We start from the raw sequence: 11,642 nt of genomic DNA on the forward strand, positions 1-11,642 counted from the left end.
GGCTTTGCCTCTCGGTCGGGGTTCGGGGCGGAAGCCCCGAAGTGTTCAAACGGAGTTCGCATAAGGGGACGCTTGCCCCTGCTCCTGGACGTCGTATCATTCCCCTCCGGTTTTTCATCCGCCCGAGGGAACCATGCGCCGTGCCTCCACCCTGCTTGCCGCCCTGCTGGCCTCGACCCTGCTGACCTCGTGCCAGGTGGCACCGGGCACGGGCAAGAGCAACTTCAACATCATGTCGGCCGAGGAAGAGCAGAAGATGGGCGCCGAGGCCCATCCCGACGTTCTCAAGCAATATGGCGGCGTGTATGACGACCCCAAGATGCAGGCCTATGTGGCCGGCATCGGCAAGCGTCTGGTCGGCAATACCGAGACGCCCGGCGCCCCCTTCCGCTTCACGGTGCTGAACAGCAACATCGTCAACGCCTTCGCCCTGCCGGGCGGATATGTCTATGTGTCACGGGGATTGCTGGCCCTGGCCGATGACGAGGCGGAACTGGCCGGCGTGGTCGGCCACGAGATCGGCCATGTCACCGGACGCCACACCGCCCAGCGCTACAGCCAGTCCATCGCCGCCAATATCGCCACCGGCGTGCTGGGCGCGGTGGTCGGCGCCGTGACCGGCGTGTCGGGGGTGGGCGACATCGCCCAGCTGGGCGCCGCCGCCTATATCCAGGGCTATTCCCGCGAGAACGAAAGCGAGGCCGACGAGCTGGGCATCCGCTACATGAGTGTCAGCGGCTGGAATCCCGACGGCATGACCACCTTCCTGGGCAAGCTGCGCGACCAGGCGCGGCTGGAGGCGGTGCTGGCCGGGCGCTCTCCCGACGAGGTGGACGAGACCTCGCTGTTCGCCAGCCATCCCCGCACCCTCGACCGGGTCAGGGATGCGGCCAATCTGGCCAAGGGAGCCGATCACAAGGGCGCCATGGGGCGCGACCAGTACCTTGCCCATGTGGAAGGGCTACTGGTGGGCGACGATCCCGACGAGGGCGTGGTGCGCGGCCGGGTGTTCTCCCATGCCGGGCTGGGCATCCGCTACGAGGTGCCGGCCGGCTTCCGCCTGATCAACGGTCCCAAGGCGGTGATGGCGGTCCACAAGGACGGCTCGGCGATCCGCTTCGACATGGGGGCCGAGGCCCATGGCGACATGACCAATTATCTCCAGACCCAATGGGCCAAGGGAACCCGGCTGTCCTCCATCGAGGCGCTGGAGATCAACGGCCTCGCCGCCGCCACCGGCTTGGCCCGGCTCAACACCAACAAGGGCGCTATGGATGCCCGCCTGCTGGCGGTGAAGAACGGCAAGTCCACCTACCGCTTTCTCTACCTCACGCCGCCCAACCTGACCGCCGCCCATGCCCAGGAGTTCAAGACCTCGGGCCTCAGCTTGCGCAAGCTGACCGAGGCGGAGAAAACGGCCATGAAGCCGCTACGCCTGAAGATCATCACCGCCAAGGCCGGAGACACGGTGGAAAAGCTGGCCGAGCAGATGCCCTACGAGGAACACAAGGTGGAGCGCTTCCGGGTACTGAACGGACTGGCCGAGACCGAGACCGTCAAGCCGGGGCAGAAGCTGAAGATGGTTATCTGAGGCCAATCCCGAACGTCAGCGGGCCATGGCGCGGGCCAGCGGCAGGAACTCGGCGACCACCTTGTCGTAGAGCACTCGCTTGAACGGGATGATCAGCGCCGGAACCTCGTCCAGCGCCATCCAGCGCCAGCTTTCGAATTCCGGGTGCTCGGTCTCCAGGTTGATGTCGCCGTCCGTGCCGGTGAAGCGGGCGCAGAACCACTTCTGGGTCTGGCCGCGAAAGCGTCCTTTCCAGCTTTTGTCGGCGATGGCGGGTGGCAGGTCGTAGGAAATCCAGTCGGCGCTTTCGGCGATGATCTCGGCCTTGTTGGTGCCGATTTCCTCCTCCATCTCGCGCAGGGCGGTGTCGCGCGGGTCCTCGCCCTCGTCGATGCCACCCTGGGGGAACTGCCAGGCGTTGCCGGGGGTGTCGATCCGCTGGGCGACGAAGGCCAGCCCCTGGGCGTTGAGCAGCACCAGCCCGATGCCGGGGCGATAGGGGCGCTGGTCGTAGGGCAGCGGCGTCTTATGCTTCTTGCTCATGACTTTCCCGGGGCGGGTGGGGGTTGGACCAGGGTGGAGACCGGGACGATCACCAGCTTCTGGCCGTCGAAATCGTTGAGCCAGGGCAGCAGCCGGTCGAAGGACAGCGGGCGGGGATTGATCACCACCAGGGCCTTGCCCTTGGTCCGCGCCGCGATGGACACCTGGTTGAAGCGCATTTCGATGGCTTCGCGGAACAGGTCGGCATCGGCGACCGCCGTCACCGGGGCCAGGGCGGGGGTGCGGTCGGCGGGGGCGGCGCCCGGACCCACATAGAGCAATCCGTGGTCGCGCAGCTTGCCCAGGGTCTGGACGATCTGTTCCGAGGCGGCGAATTTGTCGCCCAGCGAAATCAGGCCGGTATAGGCGCCGCCACGGGCCATCACCCCTTCCAGGCGGGCCAGATTGCTTTCCGGCGGCACGGAATTGGTCATGCCCAGTGGGCCGGGATCGCGGGGCTGGGCGCCGCTGGCATCGGCGGGCAGCACCATCATCACTTCATGGCCGTAATCACGGGCCTTCTTCACCCATTTATCCAGGCCCTGCGCATAGGGGCTGAAGGCCAGGGTCACCTCGGGCGGCAGCTTGGCGATGGCGGCTTCGGTGGCAGCCTTGTCCAGCCCCATGTCCATCACCACCACCGCCACCTTGCCGCGGTCGGCGGGGCCGGACCACGGCCGGGCGTAGACCTGCCACGGCTGCTTGCCGTCGGGCGACGGCACCGGCAGGTCGCCGATGGCCGTGCGCTTTTGCATCTCCTTGTTGGGAGCGGGAGGCAGGGCCTTCACTTCGCCCTTGTGGGCCGGCAGGCCCTCGTAGCTGGGAGGCTTTTCGGCGCTGCGCGGATTGGGCTGGGTGGGCATGCCCGAGGAATCCACCGCCGGCGGCGGCTTGGGGGCGAAGGCCTTGGAGACCGGCGATTCCGGCTCGGCCACGTAATCGCCCCCGGGCGGCAGCGTCACTTTCCCATCGGGCGGCAGCGCCGCGACCTTGGCGTCCGGCTTGGCCTCCGGTTTGCTCCCGGGGGCCGCCTCGGCAGGTGGCAGGGCGGGCGGCAGGGAATCGGGGGACGGCGTGTCGTCGGGCAGCGCCTTCAGCATCTCGCCCCCCGGCGGCGCCGCACCCGGAGCCATGGGAGGGGTCAGCAATCCGCCGCCGGCACCCGGCTTGGGCGGCTCGCCACGGCCGGGCAGTTCGAAGGACAGCTTGGGCGGGTTCTCGCCCACATCCATCATGCCGATCATGTCGCGGGTATCGAAGGCGGTGAACAGATAGGCCACGGCACCCAGACCGCCGCCGGCCAGCAGAATTCCCAAGCCGATCAGGATCGGCTTGAGGTTCAGCGGCTTTCGTTCGGGTTTGATCTCCTCGACGACGATCTCGGGGATCTGGTCCTCGTCCAGTTCCTCGAGATCGAAGTGGGTATCAGCGGCCATGACGTGGTGCCCAAGCCCCGCTTAACGCTGGGCCGGGCGGTATAACGACAGGCCGCGCAGCAGGTCCAGCGCCCGGGCAAGCTGGTAGTCCTGGGCCGGATCGCCCAGCTTGATGGGGGTGGGGGCCTCGGCCTTGCCACCCTCGGCCGGGGCGTCGGGGGCCTTGGATTCGGGGGCGGCCTTGTCCTTCTCGGCGGGCTTGGCCTTGTCGCCGTTGGGATTGGGCAGGGCCTTGCGCAAGCTGGCTTCCGAGCGGCGCTCCACCGCCGCGCCGGCCACCGGCTCCACCTTGGACTGGGCCGCCTTGATATCGGGCTCGATGCCCACCGCCTGAATCGACCGGCCCGACGGCGTGTAATACCGCGCCGTGGTCAGGCGCAGCGAACCGTGGCCGTGCAGCGGCATCAGGGTCTGGACCGAGCCCTTGCCGAACGAGCGGGTGCCCAGCAGCACGGCGCGCTTGTGGTCCTGCAGGGCGCCGGCGACGATCTCCGAGGCCGAGGCCGAGCCGTCGTTGATCAGCACCACCAGCGGCAGGCCGTCGGCGATGTCGCCGGGCCGGGCGTTGAAGCGCTGGGTGTCCTCGGGACGGCGCGACCGGGTCGAGACGATCTCGCCCTTGTCCAGGAAGTCGTCGGACACCGCCACAGCCTGGTCGAGCAGGCCGCCGGGATTGTTGCGCAGATCGATGACGAAGCCGGTCGGCGTCTTGCCGATATCCTTCTTCAACTGGGTCATGATGCGTACCAGATCGGCGTGGGTGGTGGCGCTGAACTGCGAGATGCGGATATAGCCGATATCGCCATGCAGCTGGCCCTTCACTGTCTGGACCTTGATGACGGCGCGGGTCAGCTTGATGTCGAAGGGCTGTTCCACCCCGCCGCGGCGCACGGTCAGCTTGATGTCGGTGTTGACGGTGCCGCGCATGCGATCCACCGCCTCGGACAGCGACAGCCCCTGAACCTGTTCGCCATCCAGGTGGGTGATGAAATCGCCGGGTTGCATGCCGGCACGGTAGGCCGGGGTATCGTCGATGGGCGAGACCACCTTGACCCAGCCGTTCTCCATGGTCACTTCCAGGCCCAGCCCGCCGAACTCGCCGCGGGTTTGGATGTCCATGTCCTTGGAGTTCTTGGGATTGAGGTAGCTGGAATGCGGGTCCAGTGAGGCCAGCATGCCGTTCAGCGCCGCCTCGATCAGATCCTCGTCATTGACGGGTTCCACATACTCGCTGCGCACCTTTTCCAGCACTTCGCCGAACAGGTCCAACAGCTTGTAGGTTTCCTTGCGCTCGGCGGCGGAAACGGGGGTGAGAGCGGTCGTCGACAGCAGGGCGAAGGTCCCCGCCGCGATCAGAATCTTGCGAATCATCCACTAGCCTTACTTTTTTGTGCCATGAGCCAAGGCAACGGGTTGACCGGCTGGCCATTGCGGCGCAGCTCCACGTAAAGGTTGGGCTTGCTGTCGTCCTGCCCCATGACGCCAACGGGTTCGCCCGTCAACAGCTTCTGGCCGACGGTGCAGTCGATCTGCGCCATTCCCGCCAGCAGCGTATGATAGCCCTCGCTGTGTTCGATGATCAAGAGAAGGCCGTAACCCCTGAACGGGCCAGCAAAAGCCACGTGCCCATCATAGGGGGCGATGACCTGAGCCGCCTTGCGGGTGTTGATGGTGATGCCCTTGGACACCTGTCCCACGTCGTTGGGCTGGCCATAGGTCTCGACCACCCGGCCACGGGCGGGGAAGGGCAGGCGGCCCTGGGCCTGGCTGAAGGGCTTGTCGTTCTTCACAGGGCGGCTGGCGGCGGCTTCGCGGGATGCCAGTTCGGCGTCATGGGTGGCCTTTTCGGCGGCCAGCTGCTTCTCTTTGGCTTCCGCCTGAGCCTTCAGTTCCGCTTCCTGGGCGAGGCGGGCGGCGGTGTCCTCGCGGACCCTGGCCTCGGCGGCGGCCTGCTGGGCGGCCTTGCTGGCCGCTTCGTCGCGGGCCTTGGCTTCGGCGACGGCTTGGCTTGCCGCCTTCTGCGCCGCCAGTTCTGCGTCGCGGGCTGCGCGTTGGGCGGCCAGTTCAGCCTCGCGGGCGAGGCGCCGCGCCATGGCTTCGGCCTCGCGGGCGGTTTTCTCGGCGGCGGCCTTGGCGGCGGCCTCGGCCAGACGGCGCTCGCGCTCCTGGTCCAGGCGCGACAGCAGATCGCGCAGATCCTCGGCCTGGGCGCCCAGGTCCTGGAGGCGGGCCTCCAGCGAGCGGCGCTCCTGCTCGGTGGCGTTCTGAACCTGGAATTTGCGTTCGAACATGTCCTTGATGCGGACGTGTTCGCGCTCGAGCTGGGCGGTGGTGCTGGCGATCAACCGACGCTGTTCGCCGATTTCGGTGCGCAGCTTGGCGACGCCGTCGATCTCGACGCGCAGGTCGCGGGCCGACTGCTCGATCTGGGGCACGGCGGCACGCAGCAGAATGGCCGAGCGGACGGTGTCGGCCGGGCTCTGCGGCTGGGCCAGCAGCGCCTCGGTGGGCCGCCAGGCCAGGCGCTGGAGCGCGGTCAGCACGCCGACCATCTGGCGCGAACGCCGGTCGAGGGCCTCTGAGCGGCTGATCTCGCGCTTTCTCAGGTCGTCGAACTGGGCTTCCAGTTCCGAGAGCAATTCCTCGCTCTCCTGGGCCTTGCCGGCGGCCTTGACCATGTCGGTGCGCAGGCGCGCCGTCTCGGCGGACAATTCCTCGGCCTTGCGCCGCACATCCTCGTGCTCGGCGCGTGAGCGCTCCAACTGGCCTTCCAGTTCCCGCAGGCGTTCACCCGCATCCACCGGGCGGTCCCAGGTTGCTGAAGCGGGCGCCGCTCCCAGAAGGAGCAGCGCCGTCGCGAGGAGGGCCCCCCTAACCGGCCGCACGGAGGGTCGGGCGGAGCAGGGACTGCCCGCTCATTTCGGCCGGTTGGGCCAGCCCCAGCAGGGCCAGCAGCGTGGGCGCCACGTCGGCCAGCCGGCCGTCGCCGATTCCTTCGATGCCGGCGGGCGGAGCGACCAGCACGGCCGGGACCGGGCCGGTGGTGTGGGCGGTGTGGGGCTCGCCGGTGGTGGGGTCCTTCATCTGCTCGGCATTGCCGTGGTCGGCGGTGACCAGCATGGTGCCGCCGGCCTTGGCGATTGCGGCCTCCAGCCTGCCCAGGCAGGCATCCACCGTCTGCGCGGCGACGATGGCGGCCTTGAGGAAGCCGGTATGGCCGACCATGTCGCCATTGGCGTAGTTGACCACCACCACGTCGAAGACGCCGCTTTCGATGGCGGCGACCAGCTTGTCGGTGACCTCGGCGGCGCTCATCTCGGGCTGCAGGTCGTAGGTGGCGACCTTGGGGCTGGGGACCAGGATGCGCTCCTCGCCCGGGAACACCGTCTCGCGCCCGCCGTTGAAGAAGAAAGTGACGTGGGCGTACTTCTCGGTCTCGGCGATGCGCAATTGCTTGAGGCCGGCGTTGCTCAGCACCTCGCCCAGGATGTTGTCCAGGGTTTCCGGCCCGAACAGGGTGCCGAGGAAGGCATTCAGATCCTTGGAATACTCGGTCAGCCCCAGGCGGGCGGCAAAGGCCACCTGACGGGCGCGGGCAAAGCCGTCGAAGGCGGGATTGACCAGGCAATCGAGGATCTCGCGCGCCCGGTCGGCGCGGAAATTGCCCATCAGCAGGCCGTCGCCATCGCGCATGCCCTGATAGGCGCCGATCACGGCGGGCAGCATGAACTCGTCGGTCTTGGCCTCGGCATAGGAGGCGGCGATGGCGGCCAAGGGATCGGCCCCGGCCACGCCCTTGGCTTCCACCAGGGCGTTCCAGGCCAGCGAGACCCGGTCCCAGCGCTTGTCGCGGTCCATAGCGTAATAGCGGCCCGAGACGGTGGCGACGGCCACGTCATGGCCCTTCACGGCGGCCAGGAAGCGCTCCATGAAGCCCTTGGCGCTGCTGGGCGGCGTGTCGCGGCCGTCGAGGAAGGCGTGGACCTGAACCTTGACCCCCGCATCGGCGATGGTCCGCGCCAGGGCTGCCAGATGATCCTGGTGGGAATGCACGCCGCCGGGGCTCAGCAGCCCCATCAGGTGCATGGCGCCGCCCCTGGCCTTGACCGCGGCGATGGCCTTGGCCAGCTCGGGATTGGCGGCCAGGGAGCCGTCTGCCACGGCGGCGTCGATGCGCGGCAGGTCCTGCATCACCACCCGGCCGGCGCCCAGATTCATGTGGCCCACCTCGGAATTGCCCATCTGGCCGTCGGGCAGCCCCACCTGCAAGCCGGACGACTGCAGCAGCGAATGGGGGTAGCTGGCCAGGAAGCGGTCCCAGTTGGGAGTCTCCGCCTGGGCGATGGCGTTGTCGGCGGAGTCGTCACGCCAGCCCCAGCCGTCCAGGATGCACAGAACGACGGGACGGGGGCGGCGGGGGGAGGCGCTGGACATGGTCTTTGGAGCCTGTGGTGACGAGGGACGGTTCTGGCCCGCACCTTATCCCCATTCAGGCATTTCCGCCAGTTCTAGGCGTTGGGCAGCCTTTGGCGCAGCGCCGCCGGCAGCGGCGCCAGGACCAGCCGTCTCGCGTGGTGCCAGAAGGCCGACAGGCTGAGCAGGACCGAGCCGATCACCAGGGCGGTCAGCGCGAAAGCCGCGGTCGACGAACCCGCCGCCTCGAACAGGGTGGTGGCGGCGTAAAGCACATAGGCCAGAGCCGAGACCAGCAGGGCGCGGCGGTCCACCGCCAGGGCCACCAGGGCCAGCACGGCATAGATGGCCACCGCGCCGACGGCGCCGGCGATGGTGGCGCCCCCGGCGCCCAGCAGGGAGAAGACCGGATGGACGATCATGGGCGCGGCGGCCAGATGCAGCCAGAACGCCACGTCCGACCGCCGGGTCTTGCGGGCGAGGTCGCCGGCATCCCAGAGCAGCGCCAGGGCGAACAGCGCCAGGCCGGCAGCGAAGATCAGCGGCAGGAAGTAATCGCGCAGCGCCGGGACCAGGGCGAGGCCCAGGGCCAGCAGGGCTCCGGCTCCGGTCACGGCTCCGGCGGCGATGGTGATGGGAACCATGAAGCGACGCCAATGCGCCCAGGCGGCCAAGGCGGCGATGGCGGCGGCGGCGGCGACGCCATAGCCGCCCCGGGCGAAGTCATCTACCCCGACCACGCTCAGGCCCGCGGAAAAGACGCCCCAGACGAAGGCCAGCAGCAGGGCCAGACTGGGCAGGGCCATGCGGCGCTTGCGAGTAAAGTACTCGGCGAAAGTCCAGGCGGCGACGGCCACCGAGGCGCCGCCCAGCACCGGGGCGGCCTTGCCCGCCAGCCAGCCCAGCGCCGACAGCAGCAGGATGGCGGCGATGGTGACGAAGATGTCGTTGAAGCTGGTGACCAGGCGGACGCTCTCCTCGTCGGCCTCATGGGCGGTCTGCCGCCCGGCGACAAAGTCCCGGAACGCCGTTGCCGTCTCGGGCGTCAGGATGCCGGCGGCGCTGGCCGCGTCAAGATCGTCGTCGCTGTACATGCCTGGACCACCTGCTGTTGCGTCGCACCATAGAACATGGCGAAGGTGGTGGGGGCAAGGATCAGGGATGCGCGAAGGGATGAATCCCTTCGCATCCTTCCCCCCTATTCCCGCCAGCCCACTTCGCGGGCCAGGGCTTCGAGCACCGAACTGGACGCCTCCCATTCCTCCGGCGGCGGCGCTCCGTCGGATTGGGCGGCGTCCCGCGCCGTGGCGATGGTTTCGGCCAGAGGCGCCAGACCGGCGGCGGCGCGGCGGATGTCGACCTCGGCTTCATCCTCGATGGGCAGGGGCGAGAGACGGCCGTTCCGCCAGTCCAGCTGGGTGCCGTATTTCTGGAGACGGCCTTCCAGCGCCCGGATGCGGTCGTCCAGCATGGCGGCGTGGCGCTTTGGCACTTCGTCGCGGTTGGCGGCGGAATTGAGCAGGCCGAGGCAGCGGCGCATGAAGCTGGGGCGCGACACGGCGTGCATGGCCACCAGCCAGGCGGCCTCGGCGCCATCGGCGGCGGCGGCGTCGACGGTGGGCCAGCCCTCGTCGTCGACGATCAGTTCCAGCTCGCGGGCATTGGATTCGTGCAACTGGCGCAGCCGGGCGGGATAGCCGCCCACCGGCTCTCCCGATTGCAGCAGTTCAAGGCGCAACGCCTGCTCGGCGTCCTTCAACGCCAGCAAGCGGTGGCGGAAATGTCCGGCCAAAGGCGGCGCTCCTGATAGGTAAGACCAATCGCTTGCCCAGGCAGATATTCGATTTATGTGCGCAGATCAACAAATTACCGGGCGGAGCGTATGCTCCGCCCGGTTAATTTTGCCCCTCAATCGCCGGGTGGGCGCGAGCGCCCTTGGCTCCCGCGGCATAAGCCGCGCGGCCCCTTGGGCCTAACCAGTCTCGGATCGAGACTGGTATTAATCCCGGGCGCCCGACAGCAGGCCGCGGGCGATGACCTGGGCCTGGATCTCGGCGGCACCCTCGAAGATGTTGAGGATGCGGGCATCACAGAGGATGCGCGAGATGGGGTATTCCTCGGCATAGCCGTTGCCGCCATGGACCTGCAGCGCGTTGTCGGCATTGGCCCAGGCGACGCGGGCGGCCAGCAGCTTGGCCATGCCGGCCTCGATGTCGCAGCGGTGGCCCTCGTCCTTCTCGCGGGCCGAGAAATAGGTGAGCTGGCGGGCGATCATGGTCTCCACCGCCATCCAGGCGATCTTGCCGCCGACGCGGGGGAACTCATAGATGGGCTTGCCGAACTGGACGCGCTCGTTGGCATACTTCAGGCCCACTTCCATGGCGCACTGAGCGACGCCCACGGCGCGGGCGGCGGTCTGGATGCGCGCCGATTCGAAGGTCTCCATCAGCTGCTTGAAGCCCTGGCCCTCGACGCCGCCCAGCAGGTTGGCTGCCGGGACCTTGAAGCCGTCGAAGCCCAGCTCGTATTCCTTCATGCCGCGATAGCCGAGAACCTTGATCTCGCCGCCGGTCATGCCTTCGGCCGGGAAGGGGTTGGCTTCGGTGCCGCGCGGCTTGGGCGCGATCATCATGGACAGGCCCTTCCAATCCTTGGTGTCGGGATTGGTGCGGACCAGCAGGGTCATCACGTCGGTGCGCGCCGCGTGGGTGATCCAGGTCTTGTTGCCGGTGACCACATATTCGTCACCCTGCTTCACCGCACGGGTGCGGAGCGAGCCCAGATCCGAGCCGGTATTGGGCTCGGTGAACACGGCGGTGGGCAGAATCTCGCCCGAGGCGATCTTGGGCAGCCATTCCTGCTTCTGCTCCTCGGTGCCGCCGAGGCGGATCAGCTCGCCGGCGATCTCGGAGCGGGTGCCCAGCGAGCCGACGCCGATATAGCCGCGCGACAGCTCCTCGGTGACCACGCACATGGACATCTTACCCAGGCCCAGCCCGCCGTATTCCTCGGGCAGGGTCAGGCCGAACACGCCCATCTCGGCCACGTGATTGACCACCTCGATGGGAATCAGCTCGTCCTTGAGGTGCCATTCATGGGCATGGGGGATGACCTCGTTCTCGGCGAAGCTGCGGAACTGGTCGCGGATGAGGATCAGGGTCTCGTCTTCCAGGCCGGGCTCGCCGAAATGGTGGCCATCCTTGATCAGCTCGGCGATGCGGCTGCGCACCGCCGCCGTGCAGCCCTGGCGGCGCAGCACGTTGATCTCCTTGCAGGAGAGCTTGTGGATGGTGGGCGAATCCAGGCCCAGATCGGCCAGACGGACGATCTCGCCCTGGCTCATGGGGATGCCGCCATAGATCTGGGCGCAGTATTCGCCGAAGGCCGCCTGAAGCATCAGGGTCTCCAGCTCGCCCAGCTTGCCCTCGGCCTCCAGGCGCTTGGCCCAGCCCAGCATCTGCTGCAGCGCCGCCACATAGGTGGCCAGCCAGGCATAGCCGTGGGCGGCGGTCTGGTTGGCGTCGAACAGGGCGCCGTTGACCTTGCCGTCCTTGCTCACCATGGCGGTGACATTGGCCTTGGCCGCCAGCCGCAACGTGTCGACCACGGCAATTGCGGACTCGCAGGTGGGGATCAGATCGGGGAGCAGGATGGCGGTCATGGCGGCGTCCTTAAAGACG

9 protein-coding genes are annotated in these 11,642 nt (G+C 68.1%); 1 reads left to right on the forward strand and 8 read right to left on the reverse strand.

Going from position 1 to position 11,642, the window contains the following annotated elements; all coding sequences use genetic code 11:
• The first annotated feature begins 133 nt into the window (after positions 1-133).
• On the forward strand, positions 134-1,591 hold the full coding sequence (locus AMB_RS01520) for a M48 family metalloprotease (RefSeq protein WP_043743136.1): 1,458 nt from the start codon (positions 134-136) through the stop codon (positions 1,589-1,591).
• Positions 1,592-1,606: 15 nt separating this feature from the next.
• Here AMB_RS01520 and AMB_RS01525 read toward each other — a convergent pair whose 3' ends face one another.
• The 8 genes from AMB_RS01525 to AMB_RS01560 form a co-directional block, all read right to left on the reverse strand.
• Positions 1,607-2,113: an RNA pyrophosphohydrolase gene (locus AMB_RS01525; protein WP_011382748.1), complete on the reverse strand. Its 507-nt coding sequence runs from the start codon at positions 2,111-2,113 to the stop codon at positions 1,607-1,609.
• Positions 2,110-3,549, reverse strand: coding sequence for a divergent polysaccharide deacetylase family protein (locus AMB_RS01530; protein WP_011382749.1), 1,440 nt, complete (start codon positions 3,547-3,549; stop codon positions 2,110-2,112). Before AMB_RS01530 ends, AMB_RS01525 begins: the two co-directional genes overlap by 4 nt.
• 21 nt (positions 3,550-3,570) lie before the next feature.
• Positions 3,571-4,920, reverse strand: a complete 1,350-nt coding sequence (locus AMB_RS01535; protein WP_011382750.1) for a S41 family peptidase — start codon at positions 4,918-4,920, stop codon at positions 3,571-3,573.
• A complete protein-coding gene (locus tag AMB_RS26685; RefSeq protein ID WP_148207249.1) occupies positions 4,917-6,350 on the reverse strand; it encodes a murein hydrolase activator EnvC family protein in 1,434 nt (477 codons plus the stop codon). The genes AMB_RS01535 and AMB_RS26685 overlap by 4 nt, the downstream gene beginning before the upstream one ends.
• Before the next feature lie 70 nt (positions 6,351-6,420).
• A complete protein-coding gene (gpmI, locus tag AMB_RS01545) occupies positions 6,421-7,983 on the reverse strand; it encodes a 2,3-bisphosphoglycerate-independent phosphoglycerate mutase (RefSeq protein WP_011382752.1) in 1,563 nt (520 codons plus the stop codon).
• A 74-nt stretch (positions 7,984-8,057) separates the two neighbouring features.
• Positions 8,058-9,056 (reverse strand): hypothetical protein, encoded by a 999-nt coding sequence (locus AMB_RS01550; protein ID WP_043743139.1) that lies wholly within the window; start codon positions 9,054-9,056, stop codon positions 8,058-8,060.
• Positions 9,057-9,160: 104 nt separating this feature from the next.
• Positions 9,161-9,754, reverse strand: coding sequence for a DUF6624 domain-containing protein (locus tag AMB_RS01555; protein WP_011382754.1), 594 nt, complete (start codon positions 9,752-9,754; stop codon positions 9,161-9,163).
• 207 nt (positions 9,755-9,961) lie between these two features.
• Positions 9,962-11,623, reverse strand: coding sequence for an acyl-CoA dehydrogenase family protein (locus AMB_RS01560; RefSeq protein ID WP_011382755.1), 1,662 nt, complete (start codon positions 11,621-11,623; stop codon positions 9,962-9,964).
• Positions 11,624-11,642: the final 19 nt, after the last annotated feature.

It is taken from the genome of Paramagnetospirillum magneticum AMB-1, assembly GCF_000009985.1.
Classification (GTDB): Bacteria; Pseudomonadota; Alphaproteobacteria; order Rhodospirillales; family Magnetospirillaceae; genus Phaeospirillum; species Phaeospirillum magneticum.